General features: G+C 71.2%; 21 protein-coding genes and 1 pseudogene. 19 read left to right on the top strand and 3 right to left on the bottom strand.

Annotated features, from left to right (window positions below; translation table 11 throughout):
• Positions 1 to 48: 48 nt before the first annotated feature.
• Positions 49 to 1,773: a chitinase gene (locus IO33_RS0112735; RefSeq protein WP_037685274.1), complete on the bottom strand. Its 1,725-nt coding sequence runs from the start codon at positions 1,771 to 1,773 to the stop codon at positions 49 to 51.
• Positions 1,774 to 2,083: 310 nt separating this feature from the next.
• Between IO33_RS0112735 and IO33_RS0112730 the strand changes: the two genes are divergently transcribed.
• The 14 genes from IO33_RS0112730 to IO33_RS0112665 all read left to right on the top strand — a co-directional run bounded on the left by IO33_RS0112730 (position 2,084) and on the right by IO33_RS0112665 (position 13,293).
• The gene (locus tag IO33_RS0112730; protein ID WP_107069293.1) at positions 2,084 to 2,968 is read left to right on the top strand and encodes a hypothetical protein; all 885 of its coding nucleotides are present in this window, start codon (positions 2,084 to 2,086) and stop codon (positions 2,966 to 2,968) included.
• A gap of 59 nt (positions 2,969 to 3,027) precedes the next feature.
• Positions 3,028 to 3,735: a Flp pilus assembly protein CpaB gene (gene cpaB, locus IO33_RS0112725; protein WP_031163849.1), complete on the top strand. Its 708-nt coding sequence runs from the start codon at positions 3,028 to 3,030 to the stop codon at positions 3,733 to 3,735.
• A gap of 12 nt (positions 3,736 to 3,747) precedes the next feature.
• Positions 3,748 to 4,980, top strand: coding sequence for a CpaE/TadZ family protein (locus IO33_RS0112720; RefSeq protein WP_031163847.1), 1,233 nt, complete (start codon positions 3,748 to 3,750; stop codon positions 4,978 to 4,980).
• Between the two features lie 7 nt (positions 4,981 to 4,987).
• Entirely contained in the window at positions 4,988 to 5,368 is a 381-nt protein-coding gene (locus tag IO33_RS0112715; RefSeq protein WP_031163845.1) for a TadE family protein, read from the top strand.
• A gap of 1 nt (position 5,369) precedes the next feature.
• Positions 5,370 to 5,714, top strand: coding sequence for a TadE/TadG family type IV pilus assembly protein (locus tag IO33_RS0112710; protein ID WP_031163842.1), 345 nt, complete (start codon positions 5,370 to 5,372; stop codon positions 5,712 to 5,714).
• A gap of 18 nt (positions 5,715 to 5,732) precedes the next feature.
• Entirely contained in the window at positions 5,733 to 7,070 is a 1,338-nt protein-coding gene (locus tag IO33_RS0112705) for a TadA family conjugal transfer-associated ATPase (RefSeq protein ID WP_031163839.1), read from the top strand.
• A 7-nt stretch (positions 7,071 to 7,077) separates the two neighbouring features.
• On the top strand, positions 7,078 to 8,022 hold the full coding sequence (locus IO33_RS0112700) for a type II secretion system F family protein (RefSeq protein ID WP_031163837.1): 945 nt from the start codon (positions 7,078 to 7,080) through the stop codon (positions 8,020 to 8,022).
• A gap of 13 nt (positions 8,023 to 8,035) precedes the next feature.
• The gene (locus tag IO33_RS0112695) at positions 8,036 to 8,923 is read left to right on the top strand and encodes a DUF5936 domain-containing protein (RefSeq protein WP_031163834.1); all 888 of its coding nucleotides are present in this window, start codon (positions 8,036 to 8,038) and stop codon (positions 8,921 to 8,923) included.
• Between the two features lie 187 nt (positions 8,924 to 9,110).
• The gene (locus IO33_RS0112690) at positions 9,111 to 10,373 is read left to right on the top strand and encodes a sensor histidine kinase (protein ID WP_037685272.1); all 1,263 of its coding nucleotides are present in this window, start codon (positions 9,111 to 9,113) and stop codon (positions 10,371 to 10,373) included.
• A gap of 13 nt (positions 10,374 to 10,386) precedes the next feature.
• On the top strand, positions 10,387 to 11,139 hold the full coding sequence (locus IO33_RS0112685; protein WP_031163830.1) for a response regulator: 753 nt from the start codon (positions 10,387 to 10,389) through the stop codon (positions 11,137 to 11,139).
• A gap of 125 nt (positions 11,140 to 11,264) precedes the next feature.
• On the top strand, positions 11,265 to 11,462 hold the full coding sequence (locus tag IO33_RS0112680; protein WP_031163828.1) for a Flp family type IVb pilin: 198 nt from the start codon (positions 11,265 to 11,267) through the stop codon (positions 11,460 to 11,462).
• Complete coding sequence (locus IO33_RS0112675; protein WP_031164215.1) at positions 11,459 to 12,070, top strand: pilus assembly protein TadG-related protein; 612 nt, start codon at positions 11,459 to 11,461, stop codon at positions 12,068 to 12,070. Before IO33_RS0112680 ends, IO33_RS0112675 begins: the two co-directional genes overlap by 4 nt.
• 16 nt (positions 12,071 to 12,086) lie before the next feature.
• Positions 12,087 to 12,668 (top strand): hypothetical protein, encoded by a 582-nt coding sequence (locus tag IO33_RS0112670; protein WP_031163826.1) that lies wholly within the window; start codon positions 12,087 to 12,089, stop codon positions 12,666 to 12,668.
• Positions 12,669 to 12,675: 7 nt separating this feature from the next.
• A complete protein-coding gene (locus IO33_RS0112665) occupies positions 12,676 to 13,293 on the top strand; it encodes an OmpA family protein (RefSeq protein ID WP_031163824.1) in 618 nt (205 codons plus the stop codon).
• Between the two features lie 63 nt (positions 13,294 to 13,356).
• Here the strand turns inward: IO33_RS0112665 and IO33_RS53520 are convergent.
• Positions 13,357 to 13,440 (bottom strand): annotated as a pseudogene (locus IO33_RS53520) (DUF3224 domain-containing protein); the annotation flags it as partial.
• Between the two features lie 27 nt (positions 13,441 to 13,467).
• Entirely contained in the window at positions 13,468 to 13,857 is a 390-nt protein-coding gene (locus tag IO33_RS0112660; RefSeq protein WP_031163822.1) for a DUF192 domain-containing protein, read from the bottom strand.
• 48 nt (positions 13,858 to 13,905) lie between these two features.
• Here IO33_RS0112660 and IO33_RS0112655 point away from each other — a divergent pair, with 48 nt between their 5' ends.
• The 5 genes from IO33_RS0112655 to IO33_RS0112635 all read left to right on the top strand — a co-directional run bounded on the left by IO33_RS0112655 (position 13,906) and on the right by IO33_RS0112635 (position 20,197).
• Complete coding sequence (locus IO33_RS0112655) at positions 13,906 to 14,814, top strand: LLM class flavin-dependent oxidoreductase (RefSeq protein ID WP_280921785.1); 909 nt, start codon at positions 13,906 to 13,908, stop codon at positions 14,812 to 14,814.
• Positions 14,815 to 14,997: 183 nt separating this feature from the next.
• Positions 14,998 to 15,789 carry a methyltransferase domain-containing protein gene (locus tag IO33_RS0112650; RefSeq protein ID WP_031163817.1) on the top strand — a complete coding sequence of 264 codons (792 nt, stop codon included), beginning with the start codon at positions 14,998 to 15,000 and terminating at the stop codon, positions 15,787 to 15,789.
• Between the two features lie 810 nt (positions 15,790 to 16,599).
• Positions 16,600 to 17,373 carry an isoprenyl transferase gene (locus tag IO33_RS0112645; protein WP_031163815.1) on the top strand — a complete coding sequence of 258 codons (774 nt, stop codon included), beginning with the start codon at positions 16,600 to 16,602 and terminating at the stop codon, positions 17,371 to 17,373.
• A 397-nt stretch (positions 17,374 to 17,770) separates the two neighbouring features.
• On the top strand, positions 17,771 to 19,096 hold the full coding sequence (gene phoH2, locus IO33_RS0112640; RefSeq protein ID WP_031163813.1) for an RNA 5'-3' helicase PhoH2: 1,326 nt from the start codon (positions 17,771 to 17,773) through the stop codon (positions 19,094 to 19,096).
• A gap of 399 nt (positions 19,097 to 19,495) precedes the next feature.
• On the top strand, positions 19,496 to 20,197 hold the full coding sequence (locus tag IO33_RS0112635; RefSeq protein WP_031163811.1) for an aggregation-promoting factor C-terminal-like domain-containing protein: 702 nt from the start codon (positions 19,496 to 19,498) through the stop codon (positions 20,195 to 20,197).
• Positions 20,198 to 20,291 lie beyond the last annotated feature (94 nt).

The raw sequence follows: 20,291 nt of genomic DNA, 5'->3' as shown, positions 1-20,291 counted from the left end.
CCCGGAGCCGTGCAGGCCCCGGGCGCCGCGGGTCGGTGGGCGCTCAGGTCACGGCATCGCGTGCACATGCGCTCCTACCGCGCCGGACCAGGCGTTCCCCGCCGACGCGTCCCAGTTCGTCGACCAGGTCATCGCGCCCCGCAGGTCGGGGTAGGTCTTCGACGGCTTGAACGAGCCGCAGTTGGTGCCCGCCGCCAGACAGTCCAGGGCGTTGTTCACGACCGTCGGGGAGACGTAGCCGCTGCCCGCCGCGCTGGTGGAGGCCGGCAGGCCGAGGCCCACCTGGGACGGGGAGAGGCCGCCCTGGAGCTGGATGCAGGCCAGCGCCGTGAGGAAGTCGACCGAGCCCTGGCTGTAGACCTTGCCGTCGCAGCCCAGCATGGAGCCGCTGTTGTAGTACTGCATGTTGACGACCGTGAGGATGTCCTTGATGTTCAGGGCCGTCTGGAAGTAGGAGTTGGACGTCGACTGCATGTCGATCGTCTGGGGGGCCATCGTGATGACGAGGGACGAGCCCGCCTTCGCCGACAGGGCGCGCAGCGCCTGCGTCATGTACGTCGCGTTGAGGCCGTTCTCCAGGTCGATGTCCACGCCGTCGAAGCCGTAGGTCTGCATCAGCGAGTAGACCGAGTTCGCGAAGTTCGCCGCCGACGTCGAGTCGTTGACCGACACCGTGCCGTTCTGGCCGCCGATCGAGATGACGACCTTCTTGCCGGCCGCCTGCTTCGCCTTGACGTCCGCCTTGAACTGGTCGACCGTGTAGCCGCCCAGCCCGGACGAGTCCAGGTTGAACGTCACCGCTCCCGGCGACGACGCCGTGTCCGCGAAGGCCACCGCGACGATGTCGTACGACGACGGCACGTCCGAGAGCTTCTGGACCCGCGCGCCGTTGGCGAAGTTCTGCCAGTAGCCGGTCACCGCGTGCCTGGGCAGGGAGCCGCCGCCTCCGCCGCCCGTGCCGGCGGGGGACGTCGTGGCCGTCACAGACGCCGACCGCGCCGACTCGCCCGCCGCGTTCGTCGCCGTCACCTGGAAGCCGTACGACGTCGACGCCGCGAGGCCCGTCACCGTCGCCGACGTTCCCGTCGCCGTCGTCGCCCTGGTGCCGTCACGGTAGACGGTGTAGCCCGTGGCGCCCGGTACCCCGGTCCAGGACAGCGACACCGACGACGACGTCGTACCGGAGACGGACAGGCCGGCCGGCGCGGCGGGGACCGTCGGGGCGGGGTCGCCGCCTCCGCCGCCGTCGGGGCCGTAGACCGAGACGTCGTCGGCGTAGTAGGCCGCCTGGCCGTACCAGCCGTGCGTGTAGACCGTGACCGAGGTCGTCGACGCGCCGGTGGTGAAGGTGGTCGAGAGCTGCTTCCAGGCCGTCGTGTCGGGGGTCCAGGCCGAGACGTCCGTCGTGCCGGTGCCCGTCACGCCCAGGTAGGAGTAGCCGCCCTGCACCCACGCGCTCAGTGAGTACGTCGAGTTGGGCTTGACCGCGACCGTCTGGGTGCATCGGGCGTCGTCCTGGCCGGCCGGGGTCGCCTTCAGCGCCGCCGACCCGCCGTGCGCCGGGGAGGAGACCGTCGTACCGCTGCCCGCGGTGCAGGTCCAGCCGGCCAGGCCCGACTCGAAGCCCGCGTTCCTGACGTTGTTGACGTCCGCGGCGGAGGCCGGGCCGGCGGCCGCGGTCAGGCCCGCGACGGAGAGGGCCAGGGCGGTGGCGGCGGACCACAGCGTGATTCGGCGTCCGCGGGGTCTGGGTATGCCTGGTGCATGGTCCACTGGGGCCTCCGGTGGGGGAGTGCGGCGAGGGAGCCGGAACAGGAGAGTTCCGCGGGGAGGGGTGAGGGACGGTGGCCACCGTTGGCCTACAAGTTGGTCCAGACCAATCCGGGTGTCAAGAGGTCCAGACCAACTCTGTTCATGGATCGCCGTTCAAGCTGTCCGGATTTGGCGGGACTTGCGCCGAGAGAGTTCCACGCGAGCTTCACAAACGCTGTTCTCCGGCCAGACGGCCGTGGATACAGTGCTCACGTAGTCACGCAGTGAAGTCGTCCTGGCGCACGGGAGTCACCCCGGTGGGCCGGCGGGTGTGAAGAGCGGGGAGCTGCGCGTGCCAACTGCCATTGCCGTGACCAGTGCCGACATGGCGCTGCCGGCACAGGACGAGCGGACCGTGCCGGCCGTCGTGCTCGGCGGCCTCGACCAGCGCCCGCTGGAGCAGTCGCTCACCGAACTCCACACCCTGACCGAGCAGTACGGCTATGTGGTCGTCGTCTGCTCGGCCGCCACCCCGGAACCCGTCGTACGCCGCCTGCACACCCTGCGCTCGCTGCTGGAGAGCGACCGCATCGCCCTGTTCCGGCCCGAACTGCCGCCCCTCGGCGTCGCCGTGCTCGCCCGCCAGCTCCGCCAGCTCGCCTCCTGCGACCTGAGCCCTGGAATCCTCGCCTCCGCTGGGCGCCTGCTCACCCACTACATCCACGCCGGGGCCGTCCTCGGCTCGGTCGCCAAGCTGGACCGGGTGCCGGTCGGACTGAAGGCGCACGCCAAGTCCTGGGTGCCCGGCAGTCAGTTCGCCGTCCTCGCCCATCCGGAGCCGCAGCTCGTGCGCACAGGGCCCGGCGCCACCCTCAAAGGGCCCGAGTTCAACACCTGGATGCTCGTCGCCAGGGGCCAGCAGTTGCCGGGCGACTGGGTCGCCGGACTGGCCGGCCAGTGGAGCGTGCACGGTCTGCGCGAGGTCCCCCTGCCCGCCGAGTCCCCGGTGTGGTGGGGCACCGGCCGGATGACCGAGTTCTGCAGCTACCTCGCCGACCTGTCCGTCCTGTACCAACTCGTCACCTCGGTGCGGCAGACCGGCTGCCACTGGTGCGGCCTGGACGTCATAGGCGACCGCTGTGTCTTCTGCTCCGCCACCCCGCCCGCCCGCGAACCCGCCGCGCCCCGCGCCCTGGAACAGCGCACGCCCGCCTGACCGCACGCACCCGACTCACATCCCGCTCGACCGATTCCCCCAATGAGGTTGCACGGTTCATGAACTCCCGTCAGCGCCGCGGCGTGATACTGCTCGTCCTGTCGGTCCTGTGCGCGCTCGGCGCGTTCGCCGGTGTGCTCTCCGTCGTCCATGACGTGAATTCCAAGGTCGGGCCCGAGGTCACGGCCTACCGGGTCCGGTCCGACGTGCAGCCCTACACCGCGCTGGACGCGACCCAGTTCGAGAAGACCTCCATGCCGAAGCGCTGGCTGTCCGGCACCGCGGTCACCGACCTTCGCCAGATCCAGGGCAAGATCGCCGTCACCACCCTGCGCGCCGGGTCCCTGCTGCAGACCGACATGATCGTCGACCAGCCCGCCCTCCAGCCCGGGCAGCAGGAGGTCGCCATCATGATCGACGCGGCGACGGGCGTGGCGGGGAAGATCACCCCCGGGGCGCGGGTCAACGTCTACGCCACCTTCGAGGGGAAGAAGGACGGCGACCCCGACCAGTCGAAGATCATCGTGACCGACGCCCGCGTCCTCGACGTCGGCCGGATCACCGCCCTCGACCCCGACAGCGGAAAGAACCAGCAGCAGCCCACCGAGGCCGTCCCCATCACCTTCGCGCTGTCCACCCTCGACGCCCAGCGCATCACCTACGCCGAGTCCTTCGCCCAGCGCGTCCGGCTCGCGCTGGTGGCCCCCGGCGGCGAGACCGGCGTCCCGGACAAGGACCGCACCTACGAACTCGCGACGGACAAGTGAGAGGCGGCCCGCATGCCCACCAGGATCCTCCCGGCCGGCGCGGACCCGGATGCCGTCCGCTCCCTCGTCACCCTGCTCAGCCAGCTGCCCGACGCCGAACCGCAGCCACCGGTCGGTGACTCCACGCAGCTGGTCGACACCCTCGCCCGCCTCGCCGCCGACTCCATGGACGAACTCCCGGAAGTCGTCGTCGTACACGAACGCATCGGGCCCGTCCCGGCCCTGGAACTGATCCGCGAGGTCGCACTGCGCTTCCCCGCGGTCGGCGTCATCCTCGTCACCACCGACGCGAGCCCCGGCCTGTTCTCCGCCGCCATGGACTCCGGCGCCCGCGGCCTGGTCGCGCTCCCGCTGTCGTACGAGGAACTCGCCAGCCGCGTCCAGGTCGTCGCCCAGTGGTCCACGGGGGTACGGCGCCATCTCGGCCACGGCGCGGACGCCTTCGGCGGAGCCGGCGGTACGGTCGTCACGGTCAGCGGCGCCAAGGGGGGCGTGGGAGCGACCCTGACGGCCATCCAGCTGGCCCTCGCCGCGCAGGCCTCGGGCCGTCCCACCGTCCTGGTCGACCTCGACCTCCAGACCGGGGACATCGCCTCCTACCTGGACATCCAGTTCCGCCGGTCCGTGGTCGACCTCGCCGCCATCACCGACATCTCGCCCCGCGTCCTCGCCGACGCCGTCTTCCGCCACGACACCGGGCTCGCCCTGCTCCTCGCCCCCGCCGAGGGGGAACGCGGCGAGGAGGTCACCGAGCGCGCCACCCGGCAGATCGTCAGCGCGCTGCGCTCCCGCTACGAGGTGGTCGTCGTCGACTGCGGCGCCCAGCTGAGCGCCGCGGGGGCGGCGGCGGTGGAAACGGCCGACACCGCGGTGCTCGTCACCACGCCGGACGTCATCGCCGTGCGCGCGGCCAAACGGACGGTACGGATGTGGGACCGGCTGCAGATCCGCAAGGCGGAGGAGACCACGGCGGTCGTCAACCGGCACACGCGCAGCACGGAGATCCAGCCGGCGCTGGTGCAGCGCATCACCGGGACCGCCCTGGCGCGTACCGCCGTCCCCGCCAACTTCAAGGAACTGCAGGGCGTGGTGGACGCGGGACGGTTGCACGAGCTGGACGGCAGAAGCTCCGTGAAGCAGGCACTGTGGGCGCTCGCCGGGGAGCTGGGACTGGTGAAGGCGGCCGAGGGGACGCACCGCGGGAGCGGGCGGGGCCCGGTCGGATTCCGGCGGCGGAAGGAGTGAGCGCCCCATGAGGAGGCCGGGTGGGGACCGGGGACAGGTGAGCATCGAGTTCCTGGGCATGACCCCGCTGATCATTCTGACCCTGGTGCTCGTGTGGCAGGCCGTGCTGGTGGGGTACACCTTCACGCTCGCCGGGAACGCCGCGGACGAGGGGGTGCGGGCCGGGACGGCGGTGCCTTCGGGGGAGCGTTTCGACGCGTGCCAGGAGGCCGCGCTGAGGCATCTGTCGAAGGCGTGGAAAGGGGGTGCCAAGGTGGAACACTGCGGCGGCAGCGGCTATGTGACGGCCGACGTCTCCCTCCGGGTCCCGGCCCTCTTCCCCGGACTGTTCTCCTTCCCCGCGACCGTGCACGGCCACGCCGGTGCCGTCGAGGAGGTGAAGCGCTGAGATGTCCCCGCGCCGGAGTGGCGACCGCGGTCAGGTGGCCATCGAGTACCTCGGGTTCATCCCGGTGCTGCTGATCGTGGCCATGGCGGGCATCCAGATCGGCGCGATCGCCTACGCCGCCGAGCAGGCCGGTACGGCGGCGCGGGCGGGGGCCCGGGCGGCCTCCCTGCGGCAGGACGCGCAGCAGGCCTGCGCCGGCGCGGTCAGCGGCCCGCTCACCGTCCGGTGCGCGCAGAGCGACGGCGGGGACGACTCGGTCACCGTCACCGCCACCGTCCACATCCCCGAGATCTTCTGGGACTTCGGGGACGCCACCAAGACCGCCACCATGCCCCGCGACCACTGACCGAGGAGAGGCGACCCCATGAGCCTGCGGGCACGCATCAGCACTCCCGAGGAGCACGGCAGCCGGGGCGAGGACGGGCATCTCGTCGCCTCCTACCGGGCCAAGCTGCTGGAGGAGATCGACCTCGCGGAGATGAGCGCGCTGGCCGCCGCCGAGCGCCGGGCGCGACTGGAGCGGGTGCTCGGGCACATCATCAGCCGGGAGGGCCCGGTGCTGTCGACGGTGGAACGCTCACAGCTGATCCGCCGGGTCGTGGACGAGGCGCTGGGCCTCGGCATCCTGGAGCCCCTGCTGGAGGACGCGTCGATCACCGAGATCATGGTGAACGGCCCCGACGCCGTCTTCGTGGAACGCGGCGGCCGCGTCGAGCAGTTGCCGCTCCGGTTCGTCTCCGCCGACCAGCTGATGCAGACCATCGAGCGGATCGTCTCCACGGTGAACCGCAGGGTCGACGAGTCGAACCCGATGGTGGACGCCCGCCTGCCCTCCGGCGAGCGGGTCAACGTCATCATCCCGCCGCTGTCCCTGACCGGCCCGATCCTCACCATCCGCCGCTTCCCGCGCTCCTTCACCCTCCAGGAGCTGATCTCCTTCGGCTCGCTGGACGAGCACATGGTGTACCTGCTGGCAGGCCTGGTGCAGGCGAAGTTCAACATCATCGTCTCGGGAGCCACCGGCACCGGGAAGACCACCCTGCTGAACGCCCTGTCCGGACTCATCCCGTCCCACGAGCGCATCATCACCATCGAGGACTCCGCCGAACTCCAGCTCCAGCAGACCCACGTGGTCCGCCTGGAATCGCGGCCGCCGAACGTCGAGGGCAAGGGCCAGGTCACCATCCGCGACCTGGTCCGCAACTCCCTGCGGATGCGCCCGGACCGGATCGTGGTCGGTGAGGTCCGCGGCGGCGAGTCCCTCGACATGCTCCAGGCGATGTCGACGGGCCACGACGGCTCGCTCGCCACGGTCCACGCGAACAGCGCCGAGGACGCCCTGACCCGGCTCCAGACCCTCGCCTCCATGTCCGACGTCGAGGTCCCCTTCGTCGCGCTGCACGACCAGATCAACAGCGCCGTCGACGTCATCGTCCAGCTCACCCGGTTCGCCGACGGCGCCCGCCGGATCACCGAGATCGCGCTCCTCGACAGCCACGGCGGGGAGCCGTACCGGCTCGCGACCGTGGCCCGGTTCGACGCCCAGCCCCTGACCCCCGACGGCCGCGTCTACGGCGCCTTCCAGTACTTCCCGCTGCCCCGCCGTACCGCCGACCGCCTCTACATGGCGAGCCAGCCCGTCCCGCAGGCCTTCGGAGTCGCCCACTCCACCGACCAGCTCGCCACCCGAGAAGCCAGGTAGGCCACCCATGGAACTCCACACCCTCGTCCAGCTCACCGCCGGCGTGACGCTGCTGACCTGTGTCCTGGCGGTGGCCGGCGTGCACGCCTACGCCTCGGGCCGGGCCCAGCGCGCGGCGCTCGTGGACCGCCTCTCGCACACCGGCCCGGCCCCGGCGACCGGCCGCAGACGCCGCTTCCGCGACCTCGACCGGCGCCTGCGCCGTACCCGCCTGGGCCGCTGGCTGGAACTGCGGCTGGCGGCCACCGGCCTGGACGTCACCCCGGGCGAGTTCTTCGTCGGCATCCTCGCCGCCGTGGCCGCGCTCTGGCTGATCGGCCAGGCCGCGCTGGCGCCGTTCTTCGGACCCCTCGCCGGCCTCCTCGGCGTGTGGGCGGCGGTCCAGTTCCTCAACTGGCAGCGCCAGAAACGCATCGAGCGCTTCATCAACCAGCTCCCGGAACTGGCCCGCATCCTGGCCAACGCCACCCAGGCCGGCCTGGCCCTGCGCACCGCGATCGGCATGGCGGCGGAGGAACTGGAGGCCCCGGCGGGACAGGAACTGGGCAAGGTGGCCGACCAGTTGGCCATCGGGCAGTCCCTCGACGACGCGCTCGGCGAACTCGCCGAGCGCCTGCCGTCGCGTGAACTGGTCGTCCTCGTCACGACCCTGGTCCTCTCCAACCGGGCGGGCGGCCAGGTCGTGTCCGCCCTGCGGAACCTGACCGAGACCCTGGAGGAACGCAAGGAGACCCGGCGCGAGATCCGCACCCAGCTGAGCCAGGTGACCATGACGTCCTACGCCGTCCCCGTCCTGGGCGTCGGCGCGCTGTTCCTGATGAACGGCGTCAAGGACGGCGCGCTGGCCCGTATGACCGGCTCACCGGTCGGCCAGGCCTGTGTGCTCATCGCGTTCGCGATGTACGCGGTCGGCTTCGTCCTCATCCGCCGCCTGAGCCGGATCGACGTGTGAGGGAGAGGTCCCCGTGGCATTCCTGCTCGCCCTGCTGACGGGCCTAGGCGTCTGGGGCGCCTTCACCGGCGTCCGCATGTACCGCGCGGACGCCAGGCTCCCCGGCGACCTCGCCCTCGCCCTGGAGGTCGGCGCCACCCGCGCCGGCGCGGTCGGCTCGGTCATCGACCGGATGGGCATGCGCTACGCCCCCGCCGTGCTGCGCCTGATGGGCCCGCGCCTGGTCGCCAGGTACCGCCGCAAGATCGACCTCGCGGGCAACCCCGGAGGCCTGACCATCGACCGCTACGCGGCCCGCCGGGCGGTCTACGGCGCGCTGGGCGCGGTCGGCTTCCTGGTCTTCCTGCTGCGCGGCCAGTGGTTCGTGGCGGTACTCCTGCTGCTGTTCGGGGCGTTCTGGACGGAGGTCGGCATCTGGTCGGCGATCCGGGTCCGCAAGGACGTCATCGAGCGCACCCTGCCCGACTTCCTGGACGTGCTGGCGGTGGTGGTCAGCGCGGGCCTCGGCTTCCGCCAGGCCCTGGACCGGGTGGCCTCCCGCTACGAGGGCCCGTGGGCGGACGAACTGCGCATCACCCTGCGCCAGATGGACCTCGGCATGAGCCGCCGCCAGGCCTTCGCGGAGCTGCGGCGCAGGAACGACTCGGAACAGGTGGCGATGTTCGTGACGGCCCTGCAGCAGGGGGAGGAACTGGGGGCGCCGATCGTCGACACCCTCGTCTCCCTGGCCAAGGACATGCGCCGCACCGACGCCCAGAACGCCCGCCGCAAGGCGGCCCGGGCGGTGCCCAAGGCCACCCTGATGATCACCACGTTCATGGTCCCGGCCACGATGCTGCTGCTGGGGGCGGGCCTGATCCTCGGCTCCGGAGTGGACTTCGGCTCCCTCACGGGGAAGTGAGGCGGACGTGACGGTGACGGGGTGGACGGGGCGTGCGGGGAATTCGGTCTTCGAGGGCCGTCTGAGCCGCCTGAAGGGGACCGGAGGGCGGTTCTCATGGCGCCGGAGGCCGACCTCCGCTGCGCCGCGTCCCGCCACGGCCCCTGCCGAACCCTCGGAGAAGATCCAGGTCAGCGCGCTGCAGGCGATGTGCCGGCAGGTCTTCGGCTTCCGCCTGGCCATGATCGCCGTGGCCGCCCCCGCCGCCCTGCTCAACGCGGCCCCCGGCCTGGGCGTCCGCCTGGTCGGCGCGGCGGTGGTCGTCACCTTCATGGTGTCCTACGTCCTCTTCCGCGACTGGGAACGCTTCGGCCCCCTCCTGCTGCGCCACCCCAGCCTCCTCGCCGCCGACACCCTCTTCGGCTCCTTCCTCCTCGTCTCGGCCGGCCCGGACACCACGCTCGCCTACGTCAGCGTGTGCACCCCGCTGCTCGCGGGCCTCGTCTACAGCTGGCGCGGCGCGGCCTGCTTCGCCTCCCTCCAGTCCCTGATCCTGCTCCTGGTCCACGCCACCCTGAAGGCCGACCGGCACGCACCGGTCGCCGAGGCGTTGCTCCTGCCCGGCCTGTGCGTCATCGCCGGCGCCATGGGTTCGACCCTGCGCAACCTGATGCTCCGCTTCGGCGCGGCGACCCAGGCCCTCACGACGGTCCAGGCGCGCCTCGCCGCGGCGGAGGCGGTCAGCGCGGAACGCACCCGGCTGGCCCGCGAGATGCACGACTCCGTGGCCAAGACCCTCTACGGCGTCGCCCTCGCGGCGGACGGCCTGGCGGCGACGGCCTCCGCCCAGACCCTGGACCCGGCTCGCATCAGGGAACAGGCGGAACTGGTCTCCCGCTCGGCACGCAGGGCGGCGGCGGAGTCGAGGGAACTGTTGTCGGACCTGCGGCGGGAGCGGCCGGACACCCCGGGGGAGGCGGCCCCCTGGACCGAACTGTCCTCGGCCGCCGACGACTTCGCGCGGCGTACGGGCCTCCACGTCACCTGCTCCTGGCGGGACGCGCCGGAACCGGTGAGGGCGGCGGAGGCGGTGCGAGCGGCGGACGCGGATCCCGTGCTTCCCCCGCTGCCCGCCCCCGTGGCCCGCAACCTCTTCTCCATCGCCACGGAAGCGCTGGAGAACGCCCACCGGCACGCGGGCGCGACCCGGGTCGACGTCCACGCGGCGGTGTACGGCGACCTGCTGCGCCTCACGATCCACGACGACGGCCGGGGTCTTCCGCCCGGCACCACGCTCGAACGGCTCCGCGAGTGCGGCCACTTCGGCCTGCTCGGCATGGTGGAGCGGGCCGCGCAGGCGGGCGCCCGCATCCGTATCGGCCGGGGCGGTCACGAACGGGGCACGGAGGTCCGTGTGGAACTTCCCCTGTCGGCCCTGGACCGCTCCGGCCCGTCCCCCCGGAACGCCTGAGAGGAGGCAGCTCATGCAGCACGGTCATCCCTGGCCCCAGGCCCCCGCGCCGGCTCCTGTTCCGCTGCGGCTGTTGGTGGCCGACGACAACCCGGTGGTCCGGGCGGGCCTGACGGCCCTGCTGTCGGGCCGCGCCGACACCACGGTGGTGGCAGAGGCCGCGGACGGCCGCGAGGCCTACGAGGCGGCCCTGCGACACCGCCCCGATGTCATCCTCCTCGACGTCCGCATGCCCGGAGTCGACGGAATCTCGGCATTGCCACACCTGGTGCGGCTGGCGCCGGTCATGATGCTCACCTACAGCCACGAGACGGAGACCGTGCGGGAGGCGTTGCGGCTGGGGGCGGGGGGATACCTGGTGCACGGCGAGTTCACGACGGAGCAGTTGGTGCGGGCGGTGCGGGATGTCCGCGAGGGCCGGCCGCATGTGACGCCGGGGGCGGCGAAGGCGTTACTGGTGGAACTGCGGGCAAGTGCACCTGCACACATTGACCACCAAATCCCGGACGATTTAGGGGAAAGCTCAGGCCAAACGCTTTCGCAACTGCAATCATCTGTGGGACAGTCATTCCGTTCACGTTTCCGGTTGAGTGCGAGGGAGGCGGAGATCATGGACCTCATCGCGTCCGGCATGACCAACCAGCAGATCGCCGCCGCCTGCTTCATCTCCGAGAAGACGGTCAAGAACCACATCAACCGCATCTTCGCCAAGCTCCAGACCACCACCCGCTCGCAGGCGGCCGCGAAGTGGCTGGGGGTGGCCTGAAGTGGGGACACGGGCGAGCGGGAAGGGCCGCGAATGGGTCCGGTGTTGGGCCCTGGGGCCCTCTGCCCGGCGCGCTGCCCGGGCATACGTTCTCCGGATCGGAGGCGAACCCGGAGGGGACCACCATGAGCAACTGGTTCAACACCACCGTCGCGTACCTGCAGGCCCGTGTCGCTCGAAGCGACAAGGGGCAGACAGCGGTGGAGTACCTCGGCATCATCGCGGTGGTCGTGGCGATCGTGTTGGCGATCACGGGGACGAGCATCGGTCAGACGATCTTCGATGCGATCACGAACAAGATCACCGAGGTGACCGGCGGCTGATTGCTCCACGGAGCGACACAGGGCAGGCCTTTCCCATCTACATCACGGTGGTGGCAGGCCTGCTCTTTCTTGCGCTGGCCTATCTCGCCGTGGGTCAGGCCGCGGTGAACCGGAGCAGCGCGCAGACGGCGGCGGACGCGGCGGCACTGGCGGCGGCTCAGAAGACCCGTGACCAACTTGCGGGCCTGTGGCTGGCCAACGTACGCGACCCCGCCAAGTGGCAGGCCATCTTCGCCGGGGACGGGGGCGGCGACTTCTGCCTGCGGGCCGACCGGCTCGCCGCGCTGAACGGCGCGACGGAGCACTGCGCGCCCGACGGTCCGCTGAGCTACGTGGTCGAGGCCACGACGATCAAGGGCGTGGGGCACTCCGTCGTGCCCGGCACCGAAGACATGCGATCGACGGCGCACGCGACTGCCGTGATCGAACCCCTCTGTACGCCCCCGCCCGACGAGGGCACCGAAGGCGCCGTGGGCGCTGACCCGCCTGCACTCACCTGCAAGGACCACAAGGTCTGGCATCCGAAGCCGGACGACTCCACGAGCCTCCCGAAGCCGGAAGACCTCTTCGACGTCCACCTTGCCGACTCACCGGCGCACGATCAATGACGAAGGAAGCGGAGCGATGAGCATGCGGTTCACTGCGAAGGCCCGCAAGGGGATGGTCGCGTTGACCGTTGCGGCTGGTCTGGCCATGGGTGTGGCGGCTTGCGGTGGAGGCGGCGGCGATGACGAGAAGCCGGAGCACTCCGCGACCGCTTCCCGGACAACCGGCTCCGACCCGAGCACCCAGGAAGGACAGTCGGGCCAGCCGCTGGCCGAACTGAAGGGGTCGGACGGCCTGCTTCTCCAGATCACCTCCGCTCAACGTGATGCGGGCGGCTTCGTGACGGTCAACGGCACGTTGAAGAACGACGGGGCTCAGACCATGGTGATCCCCTCCGCGCTGAGCGGCAACGAAACAGAGATCATCAAGAACGGAAAGTCTCTCGGTGGTGCCACACTGGTCGATTCCCAGGGCAAGAAGCGTTACTACGTGCTGCGGGACACCGAGGGCAGACCGCTGACCACCACCGGCTTCTCCGCCCTCAGGGCCGGTGCCACCCTGGCGGTGTTCATGCAGTTCCCGGCCCCGCCCACGAACACCGCCGAGGTGGAATTCCAGCTGCCGACGTTCTCCTCGGCCACCATCAAGATCTCCGGGTGAGGCCCAAGTGACCCCCACCCGTCTCGCCCTCACCCTCGCCGCAGCCACCCTCCTCCTCGCCGCCGCCGCCCAAGCCCACGCCGACGACACGGACCCGAGCCAGCCCCCCGTCACCGAACCCTCCGCCGTGGCCCCCGTGAAGATCGACCCCACCGACCCGGACCTCAAGCTCCCGGAGGGCGCCACCCTCGCCGCGCCCAAGGTGCTGGACATCAAGTCGGTCGTCGAGGACCAGAGTGGGGACGAGCGCCGCGAGGACACCAACGCCGACGTCACCTTCGCCCTCCAGGCCGAAGTCCTGTTCGGCAAGGACAGCTCCAGGCTCGGCGACGAGGCCAAGGCGCGGATCTCCGCCATCGCCCAGGAGATCAGGAAGCAGAACGCGACCCAGGTCCGCGTCTTCGGCTTCACCGACGACCTCGGCTCCTCCGCCCACGGCGACATCCTGTCCAAGCAGCGCGCCAACGCCGTACAGGCGGTCCTGGACCAGGACCTGAACGACCCGAACGTCACCTTCGAGGTCCGCGGCTACGGCGAGCAGTTCCCGATCGCCGACAACTCCACGGAGGAGGGCCGGCGGAAGAACCGGCGCGTCGAGGTGACCTTCCCCCGCACCAAGGAGTGAGCCCGGAGTGGGTCGGGACCGAACCCGCGGGAGCCCCTCCGCGCCCACCTCGTACTCGAACCGGATCCGGTGGGTGCCGACCGCGTCGGTCCGCAGAGCGCCGGCCCCTCGGATCCCGGCCAGCGCCCCCGTCCCGCGGCCCGGCACGATCACCAGGAAGTCGGCGCCGCGAGGCTAGGCCGAGCCACTGACATCACCCTTGACCTGGACACTCACCCCTGCCCGCAGACCCCATCCAGCCATCGACCCGGCCTCGGCCTCCAGGACGTGCCGGGCCCGCAGCCGGGGCAGGCCCAGGCGGCCCGGGGCCATCGTCCGGACGGCGAGGACGGTCAGGCGGCGGTCCAGGTAGGCGACGTCGATCGGGATGCGCATGCCGAAGGTGTGCACCCCGCTCGCCGGGGACAGCAGCATCGCCCCGGCGAGCGAGTCCCGGCCCAGAAGCCCCCGTGTCCGTGCCCGGTAGGAGGCCGCGATCTCCAGGGGGAGGACCACCGGGCCGTCCGCACCCCCGGGCCCCGGCACGACCAGTTGCCCGGTCCCGTCCCGCCAGCGTCCTCCCATGTCCCCTCCCTCATCCCCCGGTGCCAACTCTCCGCCCGGGAAAACCAGTTGTCACCCCACCTCCTCCCCACTAGGAAGGGACCCATGACTGGACTCGGTGTCGTCTTCCGCCCCCAGCTGCCGCCCGAGCGTCTGCGGGCCGTCGCCCGGGCCGCGGACGAGGTGGGACTCGAAGAGCTGTGGTTGTGGGAGGACTGTTTCCTGGAGGGCGGGATCTCGACGGCCGCCGCGGCGCTCGCGTGGACGGAGCGCGTGCGCGTGGGCGTCGGGCTGCTGCCCGTGCCCCTCAGGAACGTCGCCGTGACCGCGATGGAGACCGCGTCGCTGCACCGGATGTTCCCCGGCCGCGCGACCGTCGTCGTCGGGCACGGGGTGCAGGACTGGATGGGGCAGGTCGGCGCCCGTGCCGCCTCGCCCCTCACCCTCCTGGGTGAGCACCTCGACGCCCTGCGGGCCCTGCTGAGCGGGGAGAAGCTCACCGTGCAGGGGCGGTACGTCACCCTCGACGACGTGGCCCTCGACTGGCCGCCGGAGGGCGCCGTGCCGGTCTTCGCCGGCGCCACCGGGCCGCGGACGCTCCGCCTCTCCGGCGCCAGGGCCGACGGCACGCTCCTCACCGCCTCCACCTCTCCTGACGGCGTACGGCGGGCCCGGAGGCTGATCGAGGAGGGGCAGCGAGAGGCGGGGCGCGGCGGGCCGCACAAGGTCGTCGTCTACCTGCTGGCCGCGACGGGCCCCGACGCGGACGCGCGGCTGCACGCCGAACTCGCCGCCGAGGGCCTGGAGCCGGCGCCGGGCGTGGGCGTCGCGGGGGACGCGGGTGCCGTGGCCGCGGCCGTACGGCGCCTCGCCGAGGCCGGTGCCGACACCGTCGTGCTGCAGCCGACCGGGGACGAACCCGACCCGGAGGGGTTCGTGCGGTTCGCCGCCGAGGAAGTCCGCCCGCTGGTGCCGTAGCCGTATCCGTAGCCGCGGGTGGCGAGGCGTTGTCGGGCCCGCTGTCCCACCGCCGCGCATCCTCGGCGGCCCCGGCTCCGCCGTGCGCACGGTCACCGCGGGCGCCCGGGGGGCGGGGCCCCCGCCCCCCGATGAGGGGGCGCGGAAATCGGGAGGCCGTGCCGAGAAAGCCCTGCGATCATGATGCGCGTGGCAGTGCATCGTTCGTTTGAAGACCTCCTGGCCGAGGGCGTCGCCGTACCGACCGAGGGATGGGACTTCTCCTGGTTCGAGGGGAGGGCGAGCGAGGAGCGGCCCTCGTGGGGGTATGCCGTGTCGGCGGGGGAGCGGCTGGCCGGGGCCGGGGCCGTGCTCGACGTCCAGACCGGCGGCGGTGAGGTGCTGGACTTCGCGCTGGGCAGGGCGGAGCCGGCCCGGCCGGTGCTGGCCGCGGCGACGGAGGGCTGGCCGCCGAACGTGGCGAAGGCCACCGCCCTGCTGCGGCCGCGCGGCGTGGTGGTCGTCGCCGCCGCGGACGACGCGCCGCTGCCGTTCGCCGACGAGACCTTCGACCTGGTGCTGAGCCGTCATCCGGTGCGCCCGTACTGGGACGAGATCGCCCGGGTGCTGCGCCCCGGTGGCACGTACTTCGCCCAGCACGTCGGACCGGCCAGCGTCTTCGAGCTGGTCGAGTACTTCCTCGGACCGCAGCCGGAGGAGGTGCGGGCCGGCCGGGACCCCGAGCGGGAGCGGGCCGGCGCCGAGGCGGCCGGCCTGGAGGTGGCGGGGCTGCGGGCGGAGCGGCTGCGGATGGAGTTCCACGACATCGCCGCGGTTGTCCATTTCCTGCGCAAGGTGGTGTGGATGGTCCCGGGCTTCACGGTGGAGGGGTACGAGCGCCAACTCCGTGCGCTGCACGAGCGGATCGAGAAGCAGGGCCCGTTCGTCGCGTACAGCTCCCGGCACCTCTTCGACGTTCGCAAGCCGGCCCGCTGAGGCATCGGCGAGCCGGACGAAACAGCGCAAAACCGGCGCGGTTCACCTGGAGGCCGCCGGAGGTTTCCACATTGTTATCGGTCCCGGTTCACATCCGCCCCACCCGTCACGTAAGTTCAGACCAAGGTTATTCGCGCCAGCAAAGCTGTGCGGGCGGTACCGCGCAGTGGAGGGGGCTGCGCGGTGCCGTGAAACCGGGTGATCGTCCGCGCGTCCCGTAGTGGAACCGTCAAGTCGGCATTCGCTGACGGGGTAGCCCGTCGGGGGGACCCGAAATCAAATCGCCACCATGTCCCCAAGTTGGCGCAAAACCGCCGGATACCCTCCGAATGGCTTTGTATCCGGCTGGTTCTCCCTGGGAATCCGCTGTGAACCGGCCATGAAACACCCCCGAACGCAGCATTCCGCGCCCACCGGGGCGTCGCCGGATGATTCCGGAGAGTAGTTGTGTCACGCCGATGCACCCACGATCCCTTACGAAGGGTTATGGTGGAAACCCCCCCTCGGGCCGGTCCGTCTCCCCCCCACGGACCGGCCCGTTTTTTCTTTCCGGGCGCCGGCGCGATTCCCGGCGCCGGCTTCGGGAACCTCCCGGCGCCGGTCCGGCGTCCTAGAAGGGGCACGGGTCCGCGCTCGGTGTGCGGCTCCGCCGCGTGGGCGCGATCAGCCCCCGCGCGGCCGCATCCGACGGCGGCACCGCCCGCCTTTCGACCTCGATCCCCAAACCCCGGGCCCGAACCAGGCCTGCGGCGGGGGTAGGCTCAGCACCTCCCCCCGTCGACACCCCGCCGCCAACCCCCGGAGGGCCACGTGAACCTGCGCGACAACCTGCGCAGCCTGCTCGTCAGGCTCTACGCACGCCGGGTCGAGGGCCACCTGGACCACGCTCAGGTGCCCAAGCACATCGGCGTCATCATGGACGGCAACCGCCGCTGGGCGAAGGCGTCCGGCTCCACCACCGTCCACGGCCACCGGGCCGGCGCGGAAAAGATCGAGGAGTTCCTCGGCTGGTGCACCGAGACCGACGTCGAGGTCGTCACCCTGTGGCTGCTGTCCACGGACAACTTCGACCGGCCCCAGGACGAACTCGTCCCGCTGCTCGGCATCATCGAGGACGTCGTCCGCACGCTCGCCGCCGACGGCCGCTGGCGCGTGCACCACGTCGGCACGATGGACCTGCTGCCGGCCGGGATGCAGCGCACCCTGAAGGAAGCCCAGGAGAGGACCGCCCACGTCGACGGCATAGTCGTCAACGTGGCCATCGGCTACGGCGGCCGGCAGGAGATCGCCGACGCCGTGCGCTCCATGCTGCTCGACGCCCAGGACAAGGGCGTGACGATGGAGGACCTGGCCGAGTCCGTCGACGTCGACATGATCGGCCGTCACCTCTACACCGGCGCCCAGCCCGATCCGGACCTCGTCATCCGCACCAGCGGCGAACAGCGGTTGTCCGGATTCATGCTGTGGCAGACCGCGCACTCCGAGTACTACTTCTGCGAGGTCTTCTGGCCGGCCTTCCGCAAGGTCGACTTCCTGCGCGCGCTGCGCGACTACGCCGCACGTCACCGCCGTTACGGCGGCTGAGACGCATCGAACGCCCCGCCGGCCCCGACGCCGGCGGGGCGTTCCGCTTACCCCGGTTCGGGCGGATGTAACAAGGAGTTCACCGGCACGCCGGTGGCCGCTTTTGCATGGCGGTGCATGTTCGAGGGCATAAGCCAAACAGGTCGACACCCGAACCACGGGTGTCGGATCTCAGCGGGCGGCACGGGGCCGTCCGCCCGGGAGGCCCTTTGCACCAGCCCGACCGTGCGGTCACTGCACGGAAGCAGCCGCGGAGGGCCGGTTCACGGCCCGCCACGCGCACGGGCCGTCGACCGGCCTGGATTTTCCCGCCCTCCCGGGCCGGGAATCTCCCCTTCTCCCGGCCCAGCTTCCACTCCGTCGCTCCCCGACCTCATCCGAGGGGGTACGTCCTTCCGTGGTGACCAGCGCAAAGCGCCACAAGCCAGACCGGCGCACCTATGTTCTCGACACCAGCGTCCTGCTGGCCGACCCGAACGCCCTGACCCGCTTCGACGAGCACGAGGTCGTGCTCCCCATCGTGGTGGTCACGGAACTGGAGGCCAAGCGGCACCATCCGGAACTCGGCTACTTCGCCCGCCAGGCGCTGCGCCTGCTGGACGACTACCGGGTGAAGAACGGTCGCCTCGACGCCCCCATCCCGATCGGGGAGCTGGGCGGGACCGTCCGTGTCGAGCTCAACCACTCGGACCCCAGCGTGCTGCCCACCGGCTACCGCCTCGGGGACAACGACTCCCGCATCCTCGCGGTGGCCCGCAACCTGCAGGCCGAGGGGTACGACGTCACGGTCGTGTCGAAGGACCTGCCGCTGCGGATCAAGGCGTCCTCCGTCGGGCTGCTCGCCGAGGAGTACCGGGCCGAACTCGCCATCACGGAGAACTCCGGCTGGACCGGTATGTCCGAACTGACGCTGTCCGGCGAGCAGGTGGACATCCTCTTCGAGGAAGGCCATGTGTATGTGCCGGAGGCCTCCGACCTCCCCGTGCACACCGGCCTGACCATCCAGTCCGAGCGCGGCAAGGCGCTCGGCCGCATCACCGCCGAGGGCAACGTCCGGCTGGTGCGCGGCGACCGGGAGGCGTTCGGCATCAAGGGCCGCAGCGCCGAGCAGCGCATCGCGCTCGACCTGCTGCTCGACCCGGATGTCGGCATCGTCTCGATGGGCGGCCGGGCCGGCACCGGCAAGTCGGCGCTGGCGCTGTGCGCGGGCCTGGAGGCGGTCCTGGAGCGCCGTCAGCACCAGAAGGTGATGGTCTTCCGGCCGCTGTACGCGGTCGGCGGGCAGGAGCTGGGCTATCTGCCGGGCTCCGAGGCGGAGAAGATGAGCCCGTGGGCGCAGGCCGTCTTCGACACGCTCTCGGCGGTGACCAGCCGCGAGGTCATCGAGGAGGTCACCGCGCGCGGGATGCTGGAGGTGCTCCCGCTCACCCACATCCGCGGCCGTTCACTGCACGACGCGTTCGTGATCGTGGACGAGGCGCAGTCGCTGGAGCGGAACGTCCTGCTCACCGTTCTGTCCCGCATCGGCGCGAACTCACGGGTGGTTCTCACCCATGACGTGGCACAGCGGGACAATCTGCGCGTCGGTCGCTACGACGGTGTGGTCGCCGTCGTGGAGAAGCTGAAGGGACACCCGCTCTTCGCGCACGTCACGCTGACCCGGTCCGAGAGGTCGCAGATTGCCGCGCTTGTGACCGAAATGCTCGAAGACGGTCATATCTGACCCACTGGGCAAAGCGGTTGGCGCCGTCCGGCAAAGGGCAAGAGCCTAGCCGGGCGGCGCCTTGGTGTGGGGAGCTTTCCTGAAATCCCTGGGGTCAAACGGCATGTGACGTTTCCCACGCAACACAGAATTGCCACCCGGCGTCCGGTTACGGCAGAGTCTCGTTCCTGTCAGGCCCCGCATACGACACAGCCGTACCCCCAGCGGTACAGCGCCACAGAAGCACCACCAACTCCATAACGTTCGTCGTATGCCGCCCGCGCACCACGCGGCGCTCCCTCCAGGGGAGTTGCCCACCGGGCCCGCGCCTCCCGTGACCCCGCAGTTGGGAGGCCAGTGTCAGGGGCACGATTGCGTCCGCCAGGGTCACCGAAGCGGGCGATGCTGGAAGGAAACCGTGTGAGCCGGATCTCGGTCCGGGGATTCGCAGTGGCCTCGGCCACCGCGGTCACCGCCGTCGGAAGCGTCGTCGGAGTTGCCTCGGGCAGCGTCGCGCAGAACAACAACGACGCTGAGGCGACGGCAGCCGACACCACGCTCCTCGCCGACATACCCGCGGGCCAGCAGGCCCAGGTGCAGTCCGCGTCCCTGACGCAGCAGGCCGACGCACAGGCCATCGCCGCGGACGCGAGTGCCAAGAAGGATGCCGAGGAGGCGGCCCGCAAGGCAGCCGCCGAGACCGCCATCGCGAAGAAGGCCGCGGCCGAGCAGGCGGCCAAGGAGGCCAAGGCGCGCGCCGAGGCCAAGAAGCAGGCGGCCACCCGCTCCGCCGCGCGCGACTCCTCCAGCTTCCCGGTCCAGACCAGCTACACGGTCGCGCAGATCCAGGCGATGGCGCGTCAGATGGTGGCCGGCGACCAGTTCCAGTGCTTCAGCAACATCGTGGACCACGAGTCCAGCTGGAACTACCACGCGACCAACGCCTCCTCCGGCGCCTACGGTCTCTTCCAGGCTCTGCCCGCCGGCAAGTACGCCTCGGCCGGTGCCGACTGGCAGACCAACCCGGCCACCCAGATCAAGTGGGGCCTCAACTACATGAACAGCCGCTACGGCAGCCCCTGCCAGGCCTGGTCGTTCTGGGCGGCCAACCACTGGTACTAGGCCTGCCGGTCCCCTGGGGGACCAGCCCGGCCCGCTCGACCACGCGCAGCCCCTCCCCGTCCTCAGGGGAGGGGCTTTCGCCCTGTACGGTCGT

It is taken from the genome of Streptomyces durhamensis, assembly GCF_000725475.1.
Taxonomy (GTDB): Bacteria; Actinomycetota; Actinomycetes; order Streptomycetales; family Streptomycetaceae; genus Streptomyces; species Streptomyces filipinensis.
Note: the sequence above shows the minus strand (reverse complement) of the source record. Positions and strands in the feature narration are given on the sequence as shown.